At 60.6% G+C, this 24,464-nt stretch carries 20 protein-coding genes; 7 read left to right on the top strand and 13 right to left on the bottom strand.

The window, feature by feature from the left end; all coding sequences use genetic code 11:
- Nucleotides 1–104 precede the first annotated feature (104 nt).
- On the bottom strand, nt 105–2,081 hold the full coding sequence (locus AACY30_RS09805) for a methyl-accepting chemotaxis protein (RefSeq protein WP_339471042.1): 1,977 nt from the start codon (nt 2,079–2,081) through the stop codon (nt 105–107).
- Between the two features lie 176 nt (nt 2,082–2,257).
- Nucleotides 2,258–3,178, bottom strand: coding sequence for a LysR substrate-binding domain-containing protein (locus tag AACY30_RS09800; protein ID WP_339415106.1), 921 nt, complete (start codon nt 3,176–3,178; stop codon nt 2,258–2,260).
- 136 nt (nt 3,179–3,314) lie between these two features.
- On the opposite strand from AACY30_RS09800, the gene AACY30_RS09795 reads away from it, so the two are divergent.
- A complete protein-coding gene (locus AACY30_RS09795; RefSeq protein WP_339471044.1) occupies nt 3,315–4,718 on the top strand; it encodes a NorM family multidrug efflux MATE transporter in 1,404 nt (467 codons plus the stop codon).
- A gap of 29 nt (nt 4,719–4,747) precedes the next feature.
- Here AACY30_RS09795 and AACY30_RS09790 read toward each other — a convergent pair whose 3' ends face one another.
- Nucleotides 4,748–6,412 carry a putative bifunctional diguanylate cyclase/phosphodiesterase gene (locus tag AACY30_RS09790; protein WP_339471045.1) on the bottom strand — a complete coding sequence of 555 codons (1,665 nt, stop codon included), beginning with the start codon at nt 6,410–6,412 and terminating at the stop codon, nt 4,748–4,750.
- Nucleotides 6,413–6,668: 256 nt separating this feature from the next.
- On the opposite strand from AACY30_RS09790, the gene rep reads away from it, so the two are divergent.
- A complete protein-coding gene (gene rep, locus AACY30_RS09785; RefSeq protein ID WP_339415104.1) occupies nt 6,669–8,678 on the top strand; it encodes a DNA helicase Rep in 2,010 nt (669 codons plus the stop codon).
- A 58-nt stretch (nt 8,679–8,736) separates the two neighbouring features.
- The gene (locus tag AACY30_RS09780) at nt 8,737–9,309 is read left to right on the top strand and encodes a xanthine phosphoribosyltransferase (RefSeq protein WP_003195447.1); all 573 of its coding nucleotides are present in this window, start codon (nt 8,737–8,739) and stop codon (nt 9,307–9,309) included.
- Nucleotides 9,310–9,391: 82 nt separating this feature from the next.
- Here the strand turns inward: AACY30_RS09780 and AACY30_RS09775 are convergent, their stop codons facing one another.
- From AACY30_RS09775 to dadA, 6 genes are all read right to left on the bottom strand, one after another.
- Complete coding sequence (locus tag AACY30_RS09775; RefSeq protein WP_339540225.1) at nt 9,392–11,314, bottom strand: acetyl-CoA hydrolase/transferase C-terminal domain-containing protein; 1,923 nt, start codon at nt 11,312–11,314, stop codon at nt 9,392–9,394.
- 137 nt (nt 11,315–11,451) lie between these two features.
- The gene (locus tag AACY30_RS09770) at nt 11,452–11,862 is read right to left on the bottom strand and encodes a c-type cytochrome (RefSeq protein WP_339415449.1); all 411 of its coding nucleotides are present in this window, start codon (nt 11,860–11,862) and stop codon (nt 11,452–11,454) included.
- Nucleotides 11,863–12,044: 182 nt separating this feature from the next.
- A complete protein-coding gene (locus tag AACY30_RS09765) occupies nt 12,045–12,593 on the bottom strand; it encodes a cupin domain-containing protein (RefSeq protein WP_339471048.1) in 549 nt (182 codons plus the stop codon).
- A 116-nt stretch (nt 12,594–12,709) separates the two neighbouring features.
- Nucleotides 12,710–13,783, bottom strand: coding sequence for an alanine racemase (alr, locus tag AACY30_RS09760; RefSeq protein WP_339456507.1), 1,074 nt, complete (start codon nt 13,781–13,783; stop codon nt 12,710–12,712).
- 78 nt (nt 13,784–13,861) lie between these two features.
- On the bottom strand, nt 13,862–14,215 hold the full coding sequence (locus tag AACY30_RS09755) for a RidA family protein (protein ID WP_339540224.1): 354 nt from the start codon (nt 14,213–14,215) through the stop codon (nt 13,862–13,864).
- A complete protein-coding gene (gene dadA, locus AACY30_RS09750) occupies nt 14,187–15,488 on the bottom strand; it encodes a D-amino acid dehydrogenase (RefSeq protein ID WP_339540223.1) in 1,302 nt (433 codons plus the stop codon). The genes AACY30_RS09755 and dadA overlap by 29 nt, the downstream gene beginning before the upstream one ends.
- A 156-nt stretch (nt 15,489–15,644) precedes the next feature.
- Between dadA and AACY30_RS09745 the strand changes: the two genes are divergently transcribed.
- A complete protein-coding gene (locus AACY30_RS09745; RefSeq protein ID WP_003176896.1) occupies nt 15,645–16,133 on the top strand; it encodes an Lrp/AsnC ligand binding domain-containing protein in 489 nt (162 codons plus the stop codon).
- A 43-nt stretch (nt 16,134–16,176) separates the two neighbouring features.
- Here the strand turns inward: AACY30_RS09745 and AACY30_RS09740 are convergent, their stop codons facing one another.
- Entirely contained in the window at nt 16,177–16,530 is a 354-nt protein-coding gene (locus AACY30_RS09740; protein ID WP_314564404.1) for a YkgJ family cysteine cluster protein, read from the bottom strand.
- A 114-nt stretch (nt 16,531–16,644) separates the two neighbouring features.
- On the opposite strand from AACY30_RS09740, the gene AACY30_RS09735 reads away from it, so the two are divergent.
- On the top strand, nt 16,645–17,937 hold the full coding sequence (locus AACY30_RS09735; protein WP_339471054.1) for an NAD(P)/FAD-dependent oxidoreductase: 1,293 nt from the start codon (nt 16,645–16,647) through the stop codon (nt 17,935–17,937).
- Between the two features lies 1 nt (nt 17,938).
- Here AACY30_RS09735 and AACY30_RS09730 read toward each other — a convergent pair whose 3' ends face one another.
- Nucleotides 17,939–18,163 (bottom strand): DUF1127 domain-containing protein, encoded by a 225-nt coding sequence (locus tag AACY30_RS09730; RefSeq protein ID WP_339471056.1) that lies wholly within the window; start codon nt 18,161–18,163, stop codon nt 17,939–17,941.
- A 167-nt stretch (nt 18,164–18,330) separates the two neighbouring features.
- Between AACY30_RS09730 and AACY30_RS09725 the strand changes: the two genes are divergently transcribed.
- Both AACY30_RS09725 and AACY30_RS09720 read left to right on the top strand, forming a co-directional pair.
- Nucleotides 18,331–19,755, top strand: coding sequence for an aminotransferase-like domain-containing protein (locus AACY30_RS09725; protein ID WP_339540222.1), 1,425 nt, complete (start codon nt 18,331–18,333; stop codon nt 19,753–19,755).
- 62 nt (nt 19,756–19,817) lie between these two features.
- Complete coding sequence (locus AACY30_RS09720; protein WP_339471060.1) at nt 19,818–21,386, top strand: phospholipase D family protein; 1,569 nt, start codon at nt 19,818–19,820, stop codon at nt 21,384–21,386.
- Between the two features lie 47 nt (nt 21,387–21,433).
- On the opposite strand, the gene AACY30_RS09715 is transcribed toward AACY30_RS09720, so the two are convergent.
- Both AACY30_RS09715 and AACY30_RS09710 read right to left on the bottom strand, forming a co-directional pair.
- Nucleotides 21,434–22,576: an MFS transporter gene (locus tag AACY30_RS09715; protein ID WP_339471062.1), complete on the bottom strand. Its 1,143-nt coding sequence runs from the start codon at nt 22,574–22,576 to the stop codon at nt 21,434–21,436.
- A gap of 182 nt (nt 22,577–22,758) precedes the next feature.
- The gene (locus AACY30_RS09710; RefSeq protein WP_339471064.1) at nt 22,759–24,252 is read right to left on the bottom strand and encodes an aldehyde dehydrogenase; all 1,494 of its coding nucleotides are present in this window, start codon (nt 24,250–24,252) and stop codon (nt 22,759–22,761) included.
- Between the last annotated feature and the right edge of the window lie 212 nt (nt 24,253–24,464).

Here is a 24,464-nt window from a genome sequence, read left to right as displayed (position 1 = left end):
CTGGCCTGCCTTCGACACCTATAGATCTTCAAGGTTGAACGTGCGTAGCAGCTGTCGAGCCCTGCTCCCACACACGCCAGGTCCCACAATTTATCTGCGGAGTTTCAGCGGAACCGATCCACCTCATGCCGCAAACCCGCCGCCAGCGTCTCCAGTTCCTTGGCGGTAACTGCCAGGTTCGACACCACTTCACGCTGCTCACTGTTGGCCAGCGCAATGCTTTGCAAGTTGCTGCTAAGCAAGGTCGCGGTGCTGCTCTGTTCCTGGGTGGCGGTGGTGATCGCAGCGAACTGCTCACCGGCCGAACGGCTTTGTTCGTCGATACGCGCCAGGGCTGAAGCCACGTCGGCGTTACGCGACAGACCTTCCTGCATCAGCACGTTACCGTCTTCCATGGTGCTGATGGCATTGCCGGTTTCTTGCTGGATACTCTGGATCATCCCAGAGATCTCGTCCGTAGCCTCTCGGGTGCGCGACGCCAAGTTGCGTACTTCATCGGCGACAACGGCAAAACCACGCCCTTGCTCACCGGCCCGTGCGGCCTCGATAGCCGCGTTGAGTGCCAGCAGGTTGGTCTGATCGGCGATCGACGTAATCACCCCGACGATCCCCCCAATTTCCTGGGAGCGCTGGCCCAGGGTGTTGATCACCGTGGCCGTGCTGTTGAGGGCGGTGGCGATGTGCTCCAGGGACGACGATGCCTCTTGCATCGAGTTACGGCCGATGCGGGTCTGCTGAGCGTTTTCCTGGGCCAGGCGCTCGGTGGCGCCCATGTTGTCGGCGATGTTCAGCGAGGTGGCGCTGAACTCTTCTACCGCGCCGGCCATGCTGGTGATCTCGCCGGACTGCTGCTCCATGCCTTCATAGGCACCACCGGACAAACCGGACAACGCCTGGGCGCGGCTGTTGACCTCTCCGGCGGCGTTGCGGATATGCGAGACCATGGTCGACAGCGCTTCACCCATCTGGTTGAAACTGCGCGCTAGCTGGCCGATTTCATCATGGCTGGACACATTCAGGCGTGCGCTCAAATCACCCGCGCCCAAGGCTTCGGCCTGGCGCACCAGGTCGCCCAGTGGCGCCAGTTTGCTGCGCAGCAGCCAGACGGTTGCGCCCACTGCCAGCAGCATCGCCAGCACGCTGCCAATCACCAGGCGGATGCCGACTTCCCACGTCACCGAGCGAATCTCGGCTTTGGGCATGCTCGCAACCACGGCCCACGGCCCGCCTTCGAAGGGCACCGACACGCTGTAGAAGTCTTCGTTTTTGTCAGCCCAAAAGCGGCCGACACTTGGCGTCTTAGCCAGGTCCAACATGACGGGCACTGCTTGATCCAGCGCCTGCACGCCAGCCGGCGGCACCAGCCAGCGCTTCTGCTCATCCAGCAAGGCCAGGGAACCGGTCTTACCGATACGGAAGCGTTTGAGGTTCTCGAACTGCACGTTCTGGGCGTCGGTATAGTCAAAGCCGATGAACAGCACCGCGATGACTTTGCCGCTGGCGTCGCGCACCGGGCTGTATTGAGTCATGTAGGAGCGATCGAACAACACCGCTCGGCCGATGTAGGTTTGCCCACTGAACACACGCGAATAGGCCGGCGCATTGCGGTCAAGCACAGTGCCAATGGCGCGATTGCCATCCTGCTTGGCCAGGGAGGTGCTGACACGGATGAAGTCGTCGCCGCTGCGCACAAATACCGTGGCCACACCACCTGACATCTGCTTGAACTTGTCCACTTCATCGAAGTTGTTGTTCAGTAGATCGCTGCCCAAGTACAAGCTTGGCGTCTGTACACCAGCGACCGCGACGGGTTGATCGGCCCGTACGCTCAAGCCGGCACTGAAGCGCTTCTCGAACAGCCCGGTCAGGCGCTCGGTGCTCTCACGCAGCGTGCTGTGGAACGTGTTGAGTTGGTCGGCGAGCAGCCGCGCTTCACTGGCCAAGTGTTCCTCGCGGGTATCGAGGTTGGCTGAGTCGAGGGAACGCAGGGCAAAGACAGTGCTGCCACCAATGGCGACAGCCAGAATCAAGGCTAAAGCGATACCTAACTGTGAGGCTATCCGGGCGCGAGGTTGAGACATGAAGGCTCCTGGCCGAGGCCAGGATCATCCTGATCTCATAGCGCTGCTCGGCAAATTATCGGGTGGGGAACGTTGTGCACGATTGTTCCAACACACCTACTTCGGCAGGCCGAGACAATACTTGAGCGATCTACAGGGGTATCGCGCAAACGATTGCACGAACGGTTTGCCATCCCTTAATCGAGGCATTCGACCCGAGGCAATTCCATCGCCTTGACTTCCGCCTGCAGAAACTCCGCCAAGCGCCGCAAACGCTCGCCACCGGGACGGGTTTTCGGCCACACCAGGTAGTAATTTTCGCCACTGGCCACGGCGGTTGGCCAGGGCAAGCTCAGCCGCCCTTGCGCCACATCTTCGGCCACCATCAGCAAGTCGCCCATCGACACACCATAACCCCGTGCGGCGGCGATCATGCCCAGCTCGAGGGTATCGAATACCTGGCCGCCCTTGAGCGACACTTCGGATGACAACCTCATGCGCTCCAACCAGTAACGCCAGTCACGACGATCTGGCGTCGGATGCAGCAGCTCGGCGGTTGCCAGCCGTGCCACATCCCAAGGGCCGTCGTTCAGCAGGTTGGGGGCGCCGACCGGTATCAGCATTTCGGGAAACAGGTAACACGCCTCCCAATCTGCCGGGAAGTGGCCGTTACTCAGCAGTACCGCGCAATCGAACGGCTCCTGATTGAAATCCACTTCGTCGATGTTCATCCAGGCGCTGGTCAATTGCACTTCATTGCCCGGCTGCAATGCGCGGAAGCGACTGAGCCGCGCCAACAGCCAACGCATGGTCAGGGTCGACGGTGCCTTCATGCGCAGGATGTCATCTTCGGCGTTCAGGGTATGGCAGGCCCGTTCCAGCGCGGCGAAACCCTCACGGACACCGGGCAATAGCAGGCGCGCGGCTTCGGTGAGTTGCAAGGTGCGCCCACTGCGCTGGAACAGGCGGCAGGCGAAATGCTCTTCCAGCGTGCGGATATGTCTGCTCACTGCACTTTGCGTAATCGAAAGCTCCTCTGCCGCGCGGGTAAAGGAGTTGTGCCGTGACGCGGCTTCAAATGCGCGCAAGGCATAAAGCGGAGGAAGACGACGCGACATAGGGAAGCTCCTACAAGGCAATGCCGCACCCTACCATGAGTATTAGTCATGCTAACGATCGCATTTATCCCTTTGTGCAACGGCCGGAGAGCGCCGAGAATCAACCCTTCCCCACCCCTCTGACTTTTCGAGCGTGATGATCATGCAGCATCCGGCGCGTACCGAACTCTGGGCCATTCTGCGGCTATCGGGGCCGTTGATTGCCTCACAGTTGGCGCACATGCTGATGGTGCTGACCGACACCCTGATGATGGCCCGTCTCAGCCCCGAAGCGCTGGCCGGTGGCGGCCTGGGTGCGGCGAGCTATTCGTTCGTTTCGATTTTCTGCATCGGCGTGATCGCCGCCGTGGGTACGCTGGTGGCTATTCGTCACGGCGCGGGCGATATCGAAGGCGCCACTCGGCTGACCCAGGCCGGGCTATGGCTGGCTTGGCTGATGGCTTTGGCGGCCGGCCTGTTGCTGTGGAACCTCAAACCGCTGCTGCTGTTGTTTGGCCAGACCGAAACCAATGTGCACTCGGCCGGGCAATTCCTGACGATTTTGCCGTTCGCCCTACCCGGCTTCCTGAGTTTCATGGCCCTGCGCGGCTTCACCAGCGCGATAGGCAAGGCGACGCCGGTAATGGTGATCAGCCTCGGCGGCGCGGTGGCCAACTACCTGCTCAACCATGCACTGATCGAAGGCATGTTCGGCCTGCCGAAGCTCGGCCTCATGGGCATCGGGCTGGTCACGGCCATCGTCGCCAACGGGATGGCACTGGCGTTGATGTGGTACATCCACCAAAACCGCACCTATGCCGCCTATCCGCTGAGCAACGGCCTGCTGCGCCTCAACACTCAATATCTGCGCGAGCTGTGGCGTCTGGGCCTGCCGATTGGGGGCACCTACGCGGTGGAAGTCGGTTTGTTTGCCTTTGCGGCGCTGTGCATGGGCACCATGGGCAGCACACAGTTGGCGGCGCATCAGATCGCGCTTCAGATCGTCTCGGTGGCGTTCATGGTGCCGGCGGGGATGTCCTACGCGGTCACCATGCGCATCGGCCAACATTACGGCGCAGGTCAGTTGCTGCAGGCGCGTATGGCCGGTCGCGTCGGGATCAGCTTTGGTGCTGCCGTGATGCTGGGATTTGCGCTGGTGTTCTGGCTATTCTCCGACCCGCTGATCGGGCTGTTCCTCGACCATAACGACCCGGCGTTTCACGACGTGATCGTGTTGGCCGTCAGCCTGTTGGCCGTCGCGGCCTGGTTCGAGTTGTTCGATGGCGTACAAACCATCGCCATGGGCTGTATTCGCGGGTTGAAAGATGCCAAGACCACCTTCCTGGTCGGCCTCGGCTGCTACTGGCTGATCGGTGCGCCTTCGGCCTGGCTGATGGCCTTCACCCTGGGCTGGGGGCCGACCGGCGTGTGGTGGGGTTTGGCGCTGGGCCTGGCGTGTGCGGCGGTCAGCCTGACATGGGCGTTTGAAGTGAAGATGAAGCGGATGATTCGGCGGGAGCCGGAGGTTCGCGCTGAATTTCAGGCGATGCAGCCGGACTAGAAATCCCACATTTGGATTGGGTTTACAGCTCAACCCAGCAAAGCCTGCTGTCCTTTGCCAAACGTCAGGTAATCCACTAACTCCGGTAATGGCAGTGGCTTGCTGATCAGGTAACCCTGCGCCTGGTCACACCCAAACAGCCGCAACAACGCTAGCTGCTCAGGCGTTTCCACCCCCTCGGCAACCACTTCCAGGTTGAGGTTGTGGGCCAGGTTGATCATGGCGTGCACCAATTTGCGGTTTTCTTCACGTTCTTCCATCCCACCGACAAAGCTCTTGTCGATCTTCAACAAGGCAATCGGCAGGCTGTTGAGGTGCACGAACGACGAGAAACCGGTGCCGAAATCGTCCAGGGAAAACCGCACGCCAAGGCGACCCAGCGCATCCATGGTCTGCTTGACCAGGTCACTGCGACGCATCACGGCCGTTTCGGTCAGTTCGAACTCCAACCATTGCGCGTCCACACCACGCTCGGAAATCAGCCGGCTGAGGGTCGAAAGCAACTGGCTGTCCTGAAACTGGCGAAACGACAGATTGACCGCCATGTGCAGCGGCGGCAGGCCGCGTTCACGCAGGTCCTGCATGTCGCGCAGGGCTCGGGAAATCACCCAGTAGCCCAGCGGCACGATCAAGCCGCTTTGCTCGGCCAACGGTACGAATTCACTCGGCGGCAACAGGCCCCGCTCGCCATGACGCCAGCGCACCAGGGCTTCCAGGCCGACGATGTGCCCGTCGTCCAGGTCCAGGCGCGGCTGGTAATGCAGCTCCAGTTCATCACGACGCAAGGCGCGGCGCAGCTCGCTTTCCAGGTCGGCCAGGCTGCGCGCGTTGCGGTTGATGCGTTCGTTGAAGATATGAAAGGTGCAGCCCTGGGTGCTTTTGGCTTGCTGCATGGCGATATGGGCGTGCCACATCAGCGGGTCGGCACCGGCGCGAGCCCGAGCATGCGCCACACCCAGGCTGCAACCGATCAGTAAGCTTTCGCCATCCACCCAGTAAGGTTCGGCCATGACTTCAGTGATGCGCTCGGCCATCCACTCGGCACGCTGGGGTGCACGGCGGGTGTCGATCAGCAGGGCGAATTCGTCGCTGCCCAGACGCGCTAATTGGTCTCCGACCTCAAGCTGGCTCTTGAGCCGTGAGACCACTTGCAGGATCAGCCGGTCGCCAGCCTGGTGCCCGAGGGCATCGTTGGCGTGCCGGAAGTTGTCGAGGTCCAGGTGACCGAGGGCCAGGCCGCGCCCCTCATTCTCGGCCAGCCGCGCCGCCAGCAGGGTCTGGAAGCCCTGGCGGTTGGCAATGCCGGTGAGCGGGTCCTGTTCGGCCAGGCGCTGCAAGGTATTTTCCAGCAGCCCGCGCTCGCGAACGTGGCGCAGGCAGCGGCGCAGTGTATCGGCGTCCAATACATTACTGACCAGCCAATCGCTGACGCCAAGGGGCGACACCAGGGGCTCTTGCTCCAGCAGCAACACGCACGGCAGGCTGCAACGGCCAGGGCCGGGTTGCAGGCTGGGCGTGGTCAATAGCACGGCGCTGTGGTCGTCATCGAACAAACGACTCACGGACTCCCAGTTTGGCGCGCTGATCAGCACAGCCCCATCGCCCATCGGCGCCAGGCACTCGCGCAATAACGCTGCCCACGCGGGCTCATCGGCCAGCAGCAGCAAACGCAAGGGTTCGACAGGCGTAGACAAGCTAGCTCCCTAGACTCTGCAATATTTCGTTGGCGGCGGGCATTATGACGTGCGCCCTTAGAATCACCAATGATAGGGGGTATCAAACACTCAAAATGTAAACAATAGTCTCAAACAACCCCCACATCCTGCGGCAAAGTATCAAAACCGGCAAATTTAGATCGAGTGGTACGTCACACTGTCGTTCTGACAGGGCAGAATCCTGCCAGCCTGTTAAAATGCCCGCCCTTTTGAACAACGACTCCCTGAATTCCGTATGTCCCGACTCAATCCCCGGCAGCAAGAAGCCGTGAACTACGTCGGCGGCCCTCTATTGGTGCTCGCCGGCGCAGGCTCCGGCAAGACGAGCGTGATCACCCGCAAGATCGCGCACCTGATCCAGCACTGCGGCATCCGCGCCCAGTACATCGTCGCCATGACGTTTACCAACAAGGCCGCGCGGGAAATGAAAGAACGTGTCGGCACCCTGCTCAAGGGTGGCGAAGGCCGCGGGCTCACCGTGTGTACGTTCCACAACCTGGGGCTGAACATTATCCGCAAGGAGCATGCACGTCTGGGCTACAAGCCAGGTTTCTCGATTTTCGACGAGACCGACGTGAAGTCGCTGATGACCGACATCATGCAAAAGGAATACGCAGGCGACGACGGCGTGGATGAGATCAAGAACATGATCGGCGCCTGGAAAAACGACCTGATCCTGCCCGCCCAGGCCCTGGAAAACGCACGCAACCCCAAGGAACAGACTGCCGCGATCGTCTACACCCACTACCAGCGCACGCTCAAAGCGTTCAACGCGGTGGACTTCGATGATCTGATCCTGCAGCCGGTCAAGCTGTTCGAGGAACACGCCGACGTCCTCGAAAAATGGCAGAACAAGGTGCGCTACCTGCTGGTGGACGAATACCAGGACACCAACGCCAGCCAGTATCTGCTGGTGAAGATGCTGATCGGCAAGCGCAACCAGTTCACCGTGGTCGGCGACGATGACCAGTCGATCTACGCCTGGCGTGGCGCCCGCCCGGAAAACCTGATGCTGCTCAAGGACGACTACCCGTCCCTGAAAGTGGTGATGCTGGAGCAGAATTACCGCTCCACCAGCCGCATCCTGCGCTGTGCCAACGTGCTGATCTCGAACAACCCCCACGAGTTTGAAAAACAACTGTGGAGCGAGATGGGCCACGGCGACGAAATCCGAGTGATCCGCTGCCGCAACGAAGACGCCGAAGCCGAGCGCGTGGCCGTCGAGTTACTGACCTTACACCTGCGCACCGACCGCCCCTACAGCGACTTCGCGATCCTGTATCGCGGCAACTACCAGGCCAAGTTGATCGAGCTGAAGCTGCAGCACCACCAGATTCCGTACCGACTGTCGGGCGGCAATAGCTTTTTCGGACGTCAGGAAGTGAAAGACCTGATGGCCTACTTCCGCCTGATCGTGAACCCGGACGACGACAACGCGTTCCTGCGCGTGATCAACGTGCCGCGCCGGGAGATCGGCTCCACGACCCTGGAAAAACTCGGCAACTACGCCACGGAACGCAAGATCTCGATGTACGCTGCTACCGACGAAATCGGCTTGGGCGAACACTTGGACACGCGCTTCACCGACCGCCTGTCGCGCTTCAAGCGCTTCATGGACAAGGTGCGCGAGCAATGCGCCGGCGAAGATCCGATCAGCGCCCTGCGCAGCATGGTCATGGACATTGACTATGAAAACTGGCTGCGCACCAACAGTTCCAGCGACAAGGCCGCGGATTACCGCATGGGCAACGTCTGGTTCCTGATTGAAGCGTTGAAGAACACCCTGGAAAAAGACGAAGACGGCGAGATGACCGTCGAGGATGCCATCGGCAAGCTGGTGCTGCGCGACATGCTCGAGCGCCAGCAAGAAGAGGAAGACGGCGCCGAAGGTGTGCAGATGATGACCTTGCACGCGTCCAAGGGCCTCGAATTCCCCTACGTGTTCATCATGGGCATGGAAGAGGAAATCCTCCCGCACCGTTCCAGCATCGAAGCCGACACCATCGAAGAAGAGCGCCGCTTGGCCTACGTGGGCATTACCCGCGCGCGTCAGACCCTGGCCTTCACCTTTGCAGCCAAGCGCAAGCAGTACGGCGAAATCATCGATTGCGCGCCCAGCCGGTTCCTGGATGAACTGCCGCCGGACGACTTGGCCTGGGAAGGCAATGACGACACCCCGACCGAGGTGAAGGCCGTTCGCGGCAACACCGCCCTGGCGGATATACGCGCGATGTTAAAGCGCTAGAATCGACTACTTTTTAATCTACTTTCGGCGCGCACCGCGCCATTAGAGGAAGCTTTCCGTGGAAGCACTGCACAAGAAAATTCGCGAAGAAGGCATCGTGCTTTCCGATCAGGTACTCAAGGTCGACGCCTTTTTGAACCACCAGATCGACCCGGCACTGATGAAACTGATCGGCGATGAATTCGCCGCGCTGTTCAAGGATTCGGGCATCACCAAGATTGTCACCATCGAAGCCTCTGGCATCGCCCCGGCGATCATGACCGGTCTGAACCTGGGTGTACCGGTGATCTTCGCGCGCAAGCAGCAATCGTTGACCCTGACGGAAAACCTGCTGTCGGCGACGGTGTACTCGTTCACCAAGAAAACCGAAAGCACCGTAGCCATCTCGCCACGTCACCTGACCAGCAGCGACCGCGTGCTGGTGATCGATGACTTTTTGGCCAATGGGAAAGCGTCCCAGGCGCTGATTTCGATCATCAAGCAGGCGGGCGCGACCGTTGCCGGCTTGGGGATTGTGATCGAGAAGTCGTTCCAGGGTGGCCGCGCGGAGCTGGATGCGCAGGGTTATCGGGTGGAGTCGCTGGCGCGTGTGAAATCGCTGGCCGGTGGCGTGGTCACCTTCATCGAATAATTTGCGACACCGCAAATCCCAGGTGAATACAGATCAAAATGTGCGGGGTTGCTCGCTCCCACATTTTGATCTGTGTTGGCTGTTAGTGCGCGGTGGCCTGCAGGCCAGCGAGTAGCAGACGCTGGTATAAGTCCTCTTTCAGTCCCTCCGGCTTATCCAACCGCATCCGCTTCAAATGCTGTGGATACGCCTCCGGTTCAGGCGCATCCAACGCCGCCTTGCCTAACTCCAGCATCTCCGTCAGCTTGAATTTGCTCTTGAGCCAGTTCAGCGCCCGCAACAAATCCCGTTCCTCATCGGTGAAATCACTGCCCAGTGGATATTCCGGAAACAACCGACGATGGCGCGTTTGAATCGCCTGTAGCCGCTCGGGCGTGTTATCGGCAAAGCGCGGATCCAGCTGGAAATCCTTGGGCAACTTGCCGGCTTTTTGCGCCTGTTCGATCAAATCGTCCTGGAAGCGTGAGTCAGTAATGTTAAGCAATGCCTCGATAACCTGGGCATCCGTCTGCCCACGCAAATCGGCGATCCCATACTCGGTGATGACAATATCCCGCAGGTGCCGGGGAATCGTGCAATGCCCATAGCCCCAAACGATATTGGAACTGACCTCCCCCGCCGACTCGCGCCAGCTGCGCAGGATCAGGATCGAACGCGCGCCTTCCAGTGCATGGCCCTGGCCCACGAAGTTGTACTGCCCGCCCACACCGCTGAGCACGCGACCGTCTTCCAACTGGTCGGCGACACCCGCGCCAAGCAACGTGACGATAATCGCGCTGTTGATAAACCGCGCATCCAGGCGTTGCAGGCGCTTGAGCTCTTCCTGGCCGTACAGCTCGTTGATGTAGCTGATGCGGGTCATGTTGAATTCAAGGCGCTTGGCGTGGGTCATTTCCTGCAGGCGCTGATAGAAACTGCGCGGGCCAAGGAAGAAACCACCGTGGATCGAGATGCCATCAGGCTGCGCCGCATCGTCGAGCGTGCCGGCGTTGGCCTGCGCCTGGGTCGCCACATCCGGGTAAACCTTACGGCGGATAATCCCCGCGTCCGCCAGTACCAGCAGGCCGTTGACGAACATCTCGCTGCAACCATACAGGCCACGGGCGAACGGATCGACACCACCTTCCCGGCTGATCAAAGGCGCCCATTGATACACATCGATGTCGGTCAGCAGCAGCCGGTAGGCCTCGTTGTCGGCTTGGCGCGCCAGCAACGCGGCGGTCAGCGCATCGCCCATCGAGCCGATACCGATCTGCAAGGTGCCGCCATCGCGCACCAGGGTGCTGGCATGCAGACCGATAAAGTGATCCTGCAAACCCACCGGCATATTCGGCGTGGAGAACAGCGTGGTGCTGTCTTTTTCATCAATCAGGTAGTCGAAGGCGTCCATGCCCAACTCGGAATCGCCGGGCATGTAGGGCAAATCGCTATGGACTTGGCCAACGATCAGCACGGTTTCCCCCGCATCACGTCGCTTGGCGATCATCGGCAGCAGGTCGAGGGTGATGTCCGGATTGCAGCTCAGGCTCAGGCGATCAGGATGTTCGGCGCTGCTCGCAACCAATTGCGCCACCAGGTTCAGGCCGGCGGCATTAATGTCGCGGGCAGCGTGACTGTAGTTGCTGCTGACGTAGTCCTGCTGCGCCGACTCGCTGTGGAGCAAGCTGCCGGGCTGCATGAAGAACTGCTGCACGTGGATATTTTTTGGAAGGCTGTCTTTATGCAGGTCAGCGAGGAAATCCAGCTCGGGGTAATCGCCAAACACTCGCTCGATAAAGGGTTCGAGAAAGCGCTTCTGCAAGCCATCGCCCATCGTCGGACGGCCAAGACTTAGGGCGGTATAGATCGTCAGCGCCCGATCCGGCAATTTAGCGATGCGCCGGTACAGCGCGTTAGCAAACAGGTTGGGCTTGCCCAGGCCAAGCGGCATGCCCATGTGGATATGCGCCGGCAAGCGCGCCAGTACGTCATCAACTGCTTGCTCGATTGAACACAACTGCACCATCCGACCCTCCTGAACATTCCGTGATTAGGGGTTGGACAGAGAGTGGCGGGTCTTTGCTGCAAAGAACAGTGGTGAAACACTAATTGCGGGCACAAAAAAGCCGCCCGAAAGCGGCTTTTTTGGCGAAGATCGGCTGATTAGAGGCCGGACATCTTCTTGATGGCGCCTTTAAGGTCATCATCCGAGCAATCAGCGCAAGTACCCTTAGGTGGCATGGCATTGATACCGGTGATCGCCTTGGCCAGAATGCCGTCGAGGCCGCCCTGTTGGTCGGCTCGCTCTTTCCAGGCGGCGGTATCACCGATTTTTGGCGCACCCAGCAGGCCGGTGCTGTGACAGGCGTTGCAGTGTTTGGCGATGATTTCGTCGGGGGTTTTCGCCCCACCGCCACCCGCTGCCACGGCGACCTCCATCCCCTTGCATTCCTGACCCTGAACACACACCTGGCCGACAGGCTCCAGGCGCTTGGCAATGTCATCATTGGTCGCAGCTTGAGCGCTGACAGCCCATAGGGCCAGTACGGTTGCTGGTGCGGCCAGCATTTTCATAATTAGGTTCACGCGTTCACCCTCAATGGTGGCTATTCACGCCTGCGGCCACGGTTTCGCAGGCGGCGAAAGTATAACGGTTAGCCCGCCTGGCCGAAACAACCCTATTAAACAAAGGGAGATTCGGCTTCACGGAATACTGCTACGGGAACCTCTGCAATGCTGGCAGGGCGCCTCTATTCTTAAAAGTTCGCGGGTGTGGCTGCGCTGATTAGTCGCGCCGGCACGTCGAACGGGTTGCGAAAACGATGGGGCTTGGTACTTTCAAAGTAGTAGCTATCGCCAGCTTCGAGCACAAAAGTTTCAAAACCGACCACCAACTCCAAGCGACCCTCCACCAGGATCCCGGTTTCTTCACCTTCGTGGGTGAGCATTTCTTCGCCCGTGTCGGCGCCCGGCGGGTAGATTTCGTTCAGAAACGCAATCGCCCGTGTCGGGTGCGCCCGACCTACCAGTTTCATGGTGACGGCGCCGTCAGAGATGTCGATCAGCTCATTGGCTTTATAGACGATCTGCGTCGGTATTTCCTGGAGGATCTCCTCGGAAAAGAACTCGACCATGGACATGGGGATGCCGCCCAGCACCTTGCGCAAGGAGCTGATCGAGGGGCTGACGCTGTTTTTTTCGATCATCGAAATGGTGCTGTTGGTGACACCCGCGCGCTTGGCGAGCTCACGCTGGGAAAGACCCTTCAGTTTACGGATGGATTGCAGTCGTTCGCCGACGTCCAATGCAGGTGCCTCCTAGGGTTCAGGCTTTGTTGTAATTGAGCGTTATCATGGCGACAGCGTTCAGTATTTACAACACTTGGGCCTAAATCCCAGGCGGTTGCACGCGTATCTGGCGATCAAGCGCCGGAATAGAGCCTTGGCACGCGGCGCAGGTTGCAGAACAGCTGATAGGGAATGGTCTCGGCGGCGACCGCAATGTCACTGGCGAGGATATTTTTGCCCCACAGCTCTACCGTTGACCCAAGCCCGGCCTGCGGCACGTCAGTCAGGTCGATGCACAGCATGTCCATGGAAACACGCCCTAACAACTGGCTGCGTTGCCCGGCCACCATTACCGGCGTACCGGTCGGCGCGTGACGCGGGTAGCCATCCGCATAACCCATGGCAACCACACCAATGCGCATCGGCTTGGGCGTGATGAACTTCGCGCCGTAGCCCACCGGCTCACCGGCTGGCAATTCCCGTACACAGATCACCTTGGATTCCAGCGTCATCACCGGCTGCAAACGCGCCGCCACAGCCTGGTCTTCACCAAACGGCGTGGCGCCGTAAAGCATGATGCCGGGGCGAACCCAGTCGCTGGACACAGTTGGCCAGCCCATGACCGACGGCGAGTTACGTAGGCTGACCTCGGCCGACAAGCCCTGGCGCGCCGCTTCAAACACTGCAACTTGTTCATCACTGCGCACGCAGTCAAGTTCATCGGCGCGGGCAAAGTGGCTCATCAGTACGATTTTGGCCACCTTACCGCTGGCCAGCAGGCGCTGGTAAGCCTCTTGATAATCCTTGGGATGCAGGCCAACGCGGTGCATGCCGGAGTCGAGCTTGAGCCAGATGGTCAACGGCTTGCTCAGTCTGGCCTGTTCGATGGCATCCAGTTGCCACAGCGAATGCACCACGCACCAGAAATCATGCTCGATGATCAGCGGCAGTTCGTCGGCTTCAAAAAAGCCTTCCAGCAGTAGCACTGGCGCACGAATCCCGGCGGCGCGCAGTTCCAATGCTTCCTCGATGCACGCCACGGCAAATCCATCAGCCTCGGCTCCCAACGCCTGTGCCACGCGCACGGCACCATGACCGTAGGCATCGGCCTTGATCACGGCAAGGGCCTTGGCCCCCGTGACTTCACGGGCCAGTTGGTAATTGTGAAGCAGGGCTTGGAGGTCGATCAGGGCACGGGCTGGACGCATGGCGGCAGGCTTCTAGGCGGCAGAGTAAAGAAAAACCGGCACCGACATACAGCATCGGCACCGGGAGAGGGATCTTGCTTAAGGCAGCGCCACCACTACGGACAGCTCCACTAGGATTTGCGGTTCACACAGCTTGGCTTCAACCGTGGCACGGGCCGGGGCAACGCCATTGGGCAGCCACTTGTCCCACACCGCGTTCATGCCGGCGAAATCGGCGTCGATGTCTTTCAGGTAGATCGTCACCGACAGCAATTTGGTCTTGTCGGTGCCGGCCAGGTCCAGCAGACGCTCGATATTGGCCAGGGTTTCACGGGTCTGCTGTTCAATCCCGGCGCTCATGTCGTCGCCGACTTGCCCGGCCAGATACACGGTACCGTTGTGGACAACGATCTGGCTCATGCGCTCATTGGTGAGCTGGCGCTGGATTGACATGTCGTGCGGACTCCTGGTGGTTGCCATAACGGGAAATATCGAGGCCTTCGGCGCTGATTTGCGGGGTTTTCTTGGCCATCAGGTCAGCCAGCAAGCGGCCGGAGCCACACGCCATGGTCCAACCGAGCGTGCCGTGGCCGGTATTCAGGAACAGGTTCTTGAACGGGGTGGCACCGACAATCGGCGTGCCGTCGGGCGTGGTCGGGCGCAGGCCGGTCCAAAACGAAGCTTGGGTCAAATCGCCGCCCTGAGGATAAAGGTCATTGACGATCATCTCCAGGGTTTCACGCCGACGCGGGTTAAGCGACAGGTCAAAACCGGCGATTTCAGCCATGCCGCCGACGCGGATGCGGTTGTCGAAACGGGTAATCGCGACCTTGTAGGTCTCGTCGAGAATGGTCGAAGTCGGCGCCATCGCCGGGTTGGTGATCGGCACGGTCAGCGAGTAACCCTTGAGCGGGTAGACCGGCGCCTTGACCCCCAGCGGCTTGAGCAATTTCGGCGAGTAGCTGCCGAGGGCCAGTACGTAGCGGTCGGCGGTTTCCAGCTTGCCGTCGATCCATACACCATTGATGCGGTCGCCGGCGTAGTCGAGACGCTGGATATTCTGTTCAAAGCGGAATTCCACACCCAACTGCGTGCACATATCGGCCAGGCGCGTGGCGAACATTTGGCAGTCGCCGGTTTGGTCATTCGGCAGGCGCAAGGCTCCGGCGAGGATATCCGTGACGTTGGCCAAGGCCGGCTCAACACGGGCGATACCGGCGCGGTCGAGCAGTTCGAACGGCACGCCGGACTCTTTCAACACGGCGATGTCTTTAGCGGCACCGTCAAGTTGTGCCTGGGTGCGGAACAGTTGGGTAGTACCGAGGCTGCGGCCTTCGTAGGCAATGCCGGTTTCAACGCGCAGTTCGTCGAGGCAGTCGCGGCTGTATTCGGACAGGCGGACCATGCGCTCCTTGTTCACCGCATAACGGCTGGCGGTGCAGTTGCGCAGCATCTGCGCCATCCACAGGTATTGGTCGATATCGGCGGTGGCCTTGATCGCCAGCGGTGCGTGGCGTTGCAGCAGCCACTTGATGGCCTTGAGCGGCACGCCCGGCGCGGCCCATGGCGATGCATAGCCTGGGGACACCTGGCCGGCGTTGGCGAAACTGGTCTCCATGGCGGCGGCAGGTTGGCGGTCAACCACCACGACGTCAAAGCCGGCCCGCGCCAAATAGTAGGCACTGGTCACACCAATCACGCCGCTACCCAAGACCAGAACGCGCATTTTTATATCCTCATCGCGGGCATGGCCGCTGACGTGTGTTATTCGAGCAATGATGAGCTCAGTGTAAAAAACAATTGCCAGTGCATTTCACTATATAACTACCTATATTTGGCGACAATTCTCGGCAAAAACCCTTTTCACAGAGGCGTATCCCCTATGCGTACCAACACCCAGACCAAGCGGGAGCTGGACAAGATCGACCGCAACATCCTGCGCATCCTGCAAACCGACGGACGTATTTCGTTCACGGAATTGGGGGAAAAGGTCGGGCTGTCGACCACGCCATGTACCGAGCGAGTGCGCCGGCTGGAGCGTGAAGGGATCATCATGGGCTACAACGCGCGCCTCAATCCTCAGCACTTGAAGGGCAGTCTGCTGGTATTTGTCGAGATCAGCCTCGATTACAAATCTGGCGACACCTTCGAGGAATTCCGCCGCGCCGTGCTGAAACTGCCGCATGTGCTGGAGTGCCATTTGGTGTCTGGAGACTTCGACTATCTGGTGAAGGCGCGGATCTCCGAGATGGCGTCGTACCGCAAACTGCTCGGCGATATCCTCCTCAAACTGCCCCATGTGCGGGAGTCCAAGAGCTATATCGTGATGGAAGAAGTGAAGGAGAGCCTGAATCTGCCTATCCCGGACTGACTCACTGACACGACTCAGCCCACATTTGGACCGAGCCCAGCCGTTAAACCAGCACCTGCCGGGTACTCGCCATGTATTCGTGGATCTGCTTTTCCACCCGCGGGTGAATCAGCTCCACCGGCCGCCGCCCGTTAGGGCACGGCAACGTCTTGGTGGTGCCGAACAGCCGACAGATCAACGGCCGCTCGTCATACACCGTGCAACCATCGGGCCCCAGGTGTACGCAGTTCAGCTCATCCATGGCCGCGTCCTGCTCTGCAGCCGTCTTGCGCGGCAGGCGCGACATTTCTTCGGGCGAAGTGGTCACCGGCCCACAGCAATCGTGGCAACCGGGGACGCACTCGAACGAAGGTATCTGCCGACGCAGCGCGCTGATCTTCTGACTGTTGCAACTCATCTAAACATTTACCGAACGGCGAATAAGTGTGGATTCTGCCGTAAAACGCTCTGCGCAGACAGCTTCGCCCGACCGCTGTATCCTGCGTCAAATTTTCCAAACAGGGATGCTCCCATGACCGCCAGCGCCCGGCACACCGCCTCTTACTACGCCGCCAGCAGCGTGCCGCAACCGGATTACCCCGTGTTGGCAGGCGAAGTCACTGCCGATGTGTGCGTGGTCGGCGGCGGTTTTTCCGGGCTGAACACGGCTCTGGAGCTTGCCGAGCGCGGGTTCAGCGTAGTGCTGTTGGAGGCGCGCAAGATCGCCTGGGGCGCCAGCGGACGTAACGGTGGCCAGTTGATTCGTGGCGTCGGCCATGGCCTGGACCAGTTCGCCAATGTGATCGGCACCGATGGTGTGCGCCAAATGAAGCTGATGGGCCTGGAAGCCGTGGAGATCGTACGTGAGCGCGTCGAACGTTTTCAGATCCCCTGCGACCTCACATGGGGTTACTGCGACCTCGCCAACAAACCCCGAGACCTCAAAGGCCTGGCCGAAGACGCCGAAGAACTGCGCAGCCTCGGTTATCGCCATGAGGTGCGCCTGCTGCAAGCAGACCAGATGAGCAGCGTAATCGGCTCCGAGCGCTACGTGGGCGGCATGATCGACATGGGCTCGGGCCACTTGCATCCGCTCAACCTGGCCCTCGGCGAAGCCGCCGCCGCGCAGCAATTGGGTGTGAAGCTGTTCGAGCACTCCCAGGTCACGCGCATCGACTACGGCCCCGACCTCAACGTGCACACCGCCCAGGGCAGCGTGCGCGCCAAGACCTTGGTGCTGGCGTGCAACGCCTACCTCAATAGCCTCAACCCGCACCTGAGCGGCAAGGTGTTGCCCGCCGGCAGCTACATCATCGCCACCGAGCCGTTAAGCGAAGCGCAGGCCAGCAAACTGCTGCCTCGGAATATGGCGGTGTGTGACCAACGGGTAACGGTGGATTACTTCCGACTGTCCGCCGACCGTCGCCTGTTGTTCGGCGGTGCCTGCCATTATTCCGGCCGTGATCCCCAGGACATCAGCGCCTATATGCGCCCGAAAATGTTGCAGGTATTCCCGCAGTTGGCCGATGTGAAAATCGACTACCAATGGGGCGGCATGATCGGCATCGGCGCCAACCGCCTGCCGCAGATCGGCCGTCTCGCGGAGCAGCCCAACGTGTATTACGCCCAGGCCTACGCCGGCCATGGGCTCAACGCCACACACCTGGCGGGCAAGCTGCTCGCTGAAGCCATCAGCGGCCAGCAACAGGGCCGCTTCGATCTGTTTGCCCAGGTGCCGCACATGACTTTCCCTGGCGGCAAGCACCTGCGCTCGCCGCTGTTGGCGCTTGGGATGCTCTGGCACCGCTTCAAAGAGCTGGTGTGAATCAGTTGCGCCAGAAAGGTTTCAACCCTTCCTGGCGCGCCTGTTCGGCAGTCAGCCCGACGTCGCGCAGTTGCTCACGGGTCAAGTGCAGCAACGCCTTGCGCGTTTGACGGCGTTGCCAGAACAGGTTCCAGTGGCTGACGTTGCGCGGCGCGGTTGCCCGCTCATGCCCAGCCTCCAGTTCCTGACTGTGTAACGCCAGCCGCACATCGCTCATACCGTTCATTTTGCTGCCCCTCATTTACGTTGTTGCCTTGAGTGACAAGCATGAGTGCGCAACACAAACCAATACAGATTCAACCCGACTTTATTAAATCCATACAGATACTGCCTATGGGGGGCTGAATCCTGTATTTTCGCCTCATCTGTACTGGCCCCCTAGGAGCGACCGCCATGACCCTTTATGTGAACCTCGCCGAATTATTGGGCACGCGCATCGAACAAGGCTTCTATCGCCCCGGTGATCGCTTGCCTTCTGTACGGGCCTTGAGTGTGGAACACGGGGTCAGCCTGAGCACCGTGCAGCAGGCGTATCGGTTACTGGAAGACAACGGCCTCGCTATGCCCAAGCCGAAATCAGGCTATTTTGTACCCGTCGGCCGCGAGCTGCCGGCCTTGCCGGAGATTGGTCGCCCGGCCCAACGACCGGTAGAGATATCCCAGTGGGACCAGGTACTGGAGCTGATTCGCGCGGTGCCGCGCAAAGATGTCATACAGATGGGCCGAGGCATGCCAGATGTGCTGTCCCCGACCTTGAAACCTTTGCTGCGCAGCCTCGCCCGCGTGAGCCGCCGCCAGGACCTGCCCGGCCTGTATTACGACAACATCCTCGGCTGTATGGAGCTGCGCGAGCAAATTGCGCGACTGTCATTGGATTCTGGCTGCCAGCTGAACGCCGAGGACATCGTGATCACCACCGGTTGCCATGAGGCGCTGTCCGCCAGTATCCACGCCATTTGCGAGCCTGGCGATATCGTCGCAGTGGATTCGCCGAGCTTTCACGGTGCAATGCAGACCCTCAAGGGCCTGGGCATGAAAGCCTTGGAAATCCCTACTGACCCGATCACCGGCATCAGCCTCGAAGCACTGGAGCTGGCGCTGGAACAGTGGCCGATCAAGGTCATCCAACTGACCCCCAACTGCAACAACCCCCTGGGTTACATCATGCCGGAGGCGCGCAAGCGTGCACTACTCACCCTGGCCCAGCGCTTTGACGTGGCAATCATTGAAGACGATGTGTACGGCGAATTGGCCTATAGCTACCCGCGCCCGCGCACCATCAAGTCCTTCGACGAAGACGGCCGTGTACTGCTGTGCAGCTCGTTCTCGAAAACCCTGGCGCCTGGTTTGCGCATTGGTTGGGTGGCTCCCGGTCGATACTTGGAGCGCGTGCTGCACATGAAATACATCAGCACGGGCTCCACGGCGACACAACCGCAGATCGCCATTGCCGAATTCCTGAAAAACGGGCACTTCGAGCCGCATTTGCGGCGGATGCGCACCCAATACCAACGTAATCGCGACTTGATACTCGACTGGGTCAGCCGCTATTTTCCGACAGGCACGCGCGCCAGCCGGCCCCAGGGCAGCTTCATGCTATGGGTCGAGCTACCGGAGGGCTTTGATACCTTGAAGCTCAACCGCGTGCTGATGGAGCAAGGCGTCCAGATTGCCGTAGGCAGCATTTTTTCTGCATCGGGCAAGTACCGGAACTGCCTGCGCATGAACTACGCTGCCAAACCTACGCCGCAGATTGAAGAAGCTGTGCGCAAGGTGGGGGCTGCCGCGAGCAAAATGCTGGCCGAGGCGGCCGACTGACCTTTCGCAGGAAATTGCCGTCATATGCCGACAACCGCCCTGATCTGGAAGCAACTCCCTTGATGATTCAACGGCTATTCCCGTTTTTCCTGTTGGGAGCCCTGGCCCTGGGCGGCTGCGCCACGGTGCCTGCACCGCGCATCCCCAGCGACGCCCTGCCCGCCGCGCAATCGTCGTTCGGCCGCTCGATCCAGACCCAGGCCGCACCGTATCAAGGGCGCTCGGGTTTTCGCCTGCTGCCCAACAGCAGCGAGGCCTTCATGGCCCGTGCCGAACTGATCCGCAACGCCCAGACCAGCCTCGACCTGCAGTACTACATCGTGCACGACGGCATCAGCACGCGCATGCTGGTGGACGAACTGCTCAAGGCCGCCGACCGTGGTGTGCGCGTGCGCATCCTGCTGGACGACACCACCAGCGACGGCCTCGACCAGATCATCGCCACGCTCGCCGCCCACCCCAAGATCGAAATCCGTCTGTTCAACCCCCTGCACCTGGGGCGCAGCACCGGCGTGACGCGCGCCATGGGCCGCTTGTTCAACCTGTCGCTGCAGCATCGGCGCATGCACAACAAGCTATGGCTGGCGGACAACAGCGTGGCCATCGTCGGCGGGCGCAACCTGGGGGATGAGTATTTCGATGCCGAGCCCAACCTGAACTTCACCGATATCGACATGCTCAGCGTGGGCCCGGTAGCCGAGCAGCTTGGCCACAGTTTCGACCAATACTGGAACAGCGCCCTGAGCAAGCCTATCGACAACTTCGTTTCCAATGCACCGTCCAAAGGCGACCTGGCCGACGCGCGCGTTTACCTGGAAGCGTCGCTGGCCGAATCGCGCCAGCAGAACCATGCGCTGTACAACCGCTTGCGCACCTACCAGACCCAACCGCGCATGGACATCTGGCGCCGCGAACTGATCTGGGCCTGGAACCAGGCCCTGTGGGACGCACCGAGCAAGGTGCTGTCCAAGGCCGACCCAGACCCTCGGTTGCTGCTCACCACTCAACTGGCGCCGGAACTGGAAGGGGTCAGCCACGAGCTGATGATGATCTCGGCGTATTTCGTGCCGGGGCAACCGGGGCTGGTGTACCTGACCGGGCGCGCCGATGCGGGGGTGTCGGTCAGCCTGCTGACCAACGCCCTGGAAGCCACTGACGTGCCGGCCGTGCACGGTGGTTATGCGCCCTATCGCAAGGCGCTGCTGGAGCACGGCGTGAAGCTCTACGAACTGCGCCGTCAGCCCGGTGACCCCAGCGCGGGCAGCGGGCCGCATCTGTTCCGGCGCAGCACCTTCCGCGGCTCGGACTCCAGCCTGCACAGCAAGGCGATGATCTTTGACCGGCAGAAATCGTTTATCGGCTCGTTCAACTTCGACCCACGTTCGGTGCTGTGGAATACCGAAGTCGGCGTGTTGGTCGACAGCCCCGAGCTGGCGGAGCACGTGCGTAACCTGGCGCTGCAAGGCATGGCGCCGGACTTGAGCTATGAGGCGAAATTGCAGGATGGCCAAATAGTGTGGACGACCGAAGATAACGGCCAACTGCACACCCTGACCCGCGAGCCGGGCAGTTGGTGGCGGCGGTTCAATGCGTGGTTCGCTACCTCAGTTGGCTTGGAACGCATGCTCTAAAGCCAGAGGAGATCAACTGTGGGAGCTGGCAAGCCAGCTCCCACCTATTAGGCCGGTTGCGCCACGCCGAACGCGCCTTGGCGCAGCAACAGCACCACCAACCCCAACGCACCGGCTGCCATCAGCAGCGGCAACGCATGCCCGCTGATCCACTGGCTGCCCGCCCCTGCCACCAAAGGGCCGATCAGGCAACCGATACCCCACAGCTGCGCCACGTGGGCATTGGCGCGCACCAGTGCATCGTCGCGATAACGCTCGCCGATCAGGATCAGCGACAGGGTAAACAAGCCTCCAGCACTCGCGCCGAACAACACCCAGATCGGCCAGATCAGCGGCGTATGCATCAACAACGGAATCGCCAGGCTCGACGCCAGCAACAGCACCGCACAACTCAGGAACAGCGTGCGCCGAGGCAGGTAGTCGGCCAGTGCGCCAATGGGCAATTGCAGCAGCGCATCGCCGACCACCACCGTACTGACCATGACCAAGGCGATTTCGGCGGTAAAGCCTTGTTGCAGGCAGTAAATCGGCAACAACGTCAGAATCATCGCCTCGAACGCAGCGAATAACGCCACCGCCCACGCAATCGCCGGCAGGCTCAGGCAGAAACGCCACAGGTCAGCGAAGGTCACACTGAAGGACTCGGCGCTCGGTGCGCCGGAACGCCCCAGCAACAGCAACGGCGCCACCACTAACAGACCGACGCCGACCCAGAAACCGTAGTCATGGTCGGTGCCGATCAAGCCCAGCAACAGTGGGCCGGACAGTTGGCTCAGGGCATAAGTGCAGCCATACAGTGCCACCAGACGGCCACGCCACTGCTCCACCACCAACTGGTTGATCCAGCTTTCGCCCAGGATAAATACGATGGTCAGGATCACCCCGATCATCAGCCGTAGCACCAGCCACACCGGGTAGCTGGGCAGGATCGCCAACAAGCCGATGGAAATCGCGCCTGCCCACAAACACAGGCGCATAAGGTTGGCGGTGCCGAGCCATGAGGCCATGCGACTGGACACCTTCGCACCGAGCAGCACACCGAAGGCCGGCATCGCCGCCATCACGCCGATGGCAAAACTGCCATAACCCCAGCTTTCCAGGTGCAGGGACACCAGCGGCATGCTGACGCCCAGGGCCAGGCCGACGCTGAGCACCGAGGCCAGGACGGCGAAATAGGTCGCCCAACGCATGTCCACGCTCCTGTGGATAATTATTTCAAGGGCTGCAAACGAACTGTAGGAGCGAGCTTGTGTGGGAGTCGGGCTTGCCCGCGATGCAGATGCCTCGGTGTGTCAGTCACACCTTGGTGATGCTATCGCAGGCAAGCCGGCTCCCACACAAGCCCACTCCCACATTTGGACTGCGGTGTGGCTTAGAGCTTGATCCAGGTCGACTTCAGCTCGGTGTACTTGTCGAACGCATGCAGCGACTTGTCGCGACCGTTGCCCGACTGCTTGAAGCCACCAAACGGCGCAGTCATGTCGCCGCCATCGTACTGGTTGACCCACACGCTACCGGCACGCAAGGCTTTAGCGGTCAGGTGCGCCTTGGAGATATCTGACGTCCACACCGCAGCAGCCAGGCCGTAGACAGTGTCGTTGGCGATCTTGATCGCTTCTTCTGCAGTGTCGAAGGTGATCACCGACAGCACTGGGCCAAAGATCTCTTCCTGGGCGATCTTCATCGCGTTGGTCACGCCGTCGAAAATCGTCGGTTCGACGTAAGTGCCGCCGGTCTCTTCCAGGGTGCGCTTGCCGCCAGCTACCAGCTTGGCGCCATCGGCATGGCCGGCTTCAATGTACGAGAGCACGGTGTTCATTTGTTGGGTATCCACCAGCGCCCCCACGTTAGTGGCTGGGTCCAGCGGGTTGCCGGGCTTCCAGCCCTTGAGGGCCTCGATCACCAACGGCAGGAAAGTGTCCTTGATCGAACGCTCCACCAGCAGGCGCGAACCCGCGGTGCACACTTCGCCCTGGTTGAAGGCGATGGCGCCGGCGGCAGATTCGGCGGCCGCTTGCAGGTCCGGAGCATCGGCAAACACTATGTTCGGGCTCTTGCCGCCGGCTTCCAGCCACACGCGCTTCATGTTCGACTCGCCGGAGCGAATCAACAGTTGCTTGGCGATTTTGGTCGAACCGGTGAACACCAGGGTGTCGACGTCCATGTGCAGCGCCAGCGCATTGCCCACGGTGTGGCCGTAACCCGGCAGCACGTTGAACACGCCTTTTGGAATACCGGCTTCAACGGCCAGGGCTGCGATACGGATGGCGGTCAGCGGGGACTTTTCGGACGGCTTGAGGATTACCGAGTTACCAGTGGACAGCGCAGGGCCGAGCTTCCAGCAGGCCATCATCAGCGGGAAGTTCCACGGCACGATAGCGCCCACCACGCCGACTGGCTCGCGGGTCACCAGACCCAGCTGGTCGTGCGGAGTGGCGGCAACTTCGTCGTAGATCTTGTCGATGGCCTCGCCGCTCCAGCTTAGGGCATTCGCCGCGCCGGGTACGTCGATGTTCAGGGAGTCGCTGATCGGCTTGCCCATGTCCAGGGTTTCGAGCAGCGCCAGCTCCTCGGCATTGGCCTTGAGCAACGCGGCGAAACGGATCATGGTGGCTTTGCGTTTGGCCGGTGCCAGGCGCGACCACACACCGGAATTGAACGTGGCGCGGGCGTTTTCCACAGCGCGCTGGGCATCGGTGGCGTCACAGCTGGCAACAGCGGCCAGCAGGCGGCCATCGACCGGGCTGATGCATTCGAAGGTGTCACCGGAAACGGCGGCGGTGTACTCGCCATTGATGTAGGCGCGGCCTTCGATCTTCAGATCCTTGGCGCGTTGCTCCCAGTCGGCACGGGTCAGGGTGGTCATGCGAGTGTCCTCCTCTTATTGAATACGAGGGCCAGGCGATGTCCCCCGGCAGCCTCAAAGAATGCTTGCCCGGCCAGCCATCTGTTCGGCTCAAGGCAGCTGCCACCCTAAACCAGCGGCTGGGGATGTTTCAATATATTTGACATAACGCCAGTAAACGCCCTTGCGATGTTCATTTTAATAAACATAGACTTTGGGCTCTCCAACCGCAG

The organism is Pseudomonas sp. RA_5y_Pfl1_P24 (genome assembly GCF_963970945.1).
GTDB lineage: Bacteria > Pseudomonadota > Gammaproteobacteria > Pseudomonadales > Pseudomonadaceae > Aquipseudomonas > Aquipseudomonas tritici.
This window is presented reverse-complemented; position numbering and strand designations above follow the sequence as displayed.

Coding starts and splice junctions, on each gene's coding strand:
- AACY30_RS09805 (WP_339471042.1), bottom strand. CDS start 2,081: ATGTCTCAACCTCGCGCCCGGATAGCCTCACAGTTAGGTATCGCTTTA.
- AACY30_RS09800 (WP_339415106.1), bottom strand. CDS start 3,178: ATGTCGCGTCGTCTTCCTCCGCTTTATGCCTTGCGCGCATTTGAAGCC.
- AACY30_RS09795 (WP_339471044.1), top strand. CDS start 3,315: ATGATCATGCAGCATCCGGCGCGTACCGAACTCTGGGCCATTCTGCGG.
- rep (WP_339415104.1), top strand. CDS start 6,669: ATGTCCCGACTCAATCCCCGGCAGCAAGAAGCCGTGAACTACGTCGGC.
- AACY30_RS09775 (WP_339540225.1), bottom strand. CDS start 11,314: ATGGTGCAGTTGTGTTCAATCGAGCAAGCAGTTGATGACGTACTGGCG.
- AACY30_RS09770 (WP_339415449.1), bottom strand. CDS start 11,862: ATGAAAATGCTGGCCGCACCAGCAACCGTACTGGCCCTATGGGCTGTC.
- alr (WP_339456507.1), bottom strand. CDS start 13,783: ATGCGTCCAGCCCGTGCCCTGATCGACCTCCAAGCCCTGCTTCACAAT.
- AACY30_RS09755 (WP_339540224.1), bottom strand. CDS start 14,215: ATGTCAATCCAGCGCCAGCTCACCAATGAGCGCATGAGCCAGATCGTT.
- dadA (WP_339540223.1), bottom strand. CDS start 15,488: ATGCGCGTTCTGGTCTTGGGTAGCGGCGTGATTGGTGTGACCAGTGCC.
- AACY30_RS09745 (WP_003176896.1), top strand. CDS start 15,645: ATGCGTACCAACACCCAGACCAAGCGGGAGCTGGACAAGATCGACCGC.
- AACY30_RS09740 (WP_314564404.1), bottom strand. CDS start 16,530: ATGAGTTGCAACAGTCAGAAGATCAGCGCGCTGCGTCGGCAGATACCT.
- AACY30_RS09735 (WP_339471054.1), top strand. CDS start 16,645: ATGACCGCCAGCGCCCGGCACACCGCCTCTTACTACGCCGCCAGCAGC.
- AACY30_RS09730 (WP_339471056.1), bottom strand. CDS start 18,163: ATGAACGGTATGAGCGATGTGCGGCTGGCGTTACACAGTCAGGAACTG.
- AACY30_RS09725 (WP_339540222.1), top strand. CDS start 18,331: ATGACCCTTTATGTGAACCTCGCCGAATTATTGGGCACGCGCATCGAA.
- AACY30_RS09720 (WP_339471060.1), top strand. CDS start 19,818: ATGATTCAACGGCTATTCCCGTTTTTCCTGTTGGGAGCCCTGGCCCTG.
- AACY30_RS09715 (WP_339471062.1), bottom strand. CDS start 22,576: ATGCGTTGGGCGACCTATTTCGCCGTCCTGGCCTCGGTGCTCAGCGTC.
- AACY30_RS09710 (WP_339471064.1), bottom strand. CDS start 24,252: ATGACCACCCTGACCCGTGCCGACTGGGAGCAACGCGCCAAGGATCTG.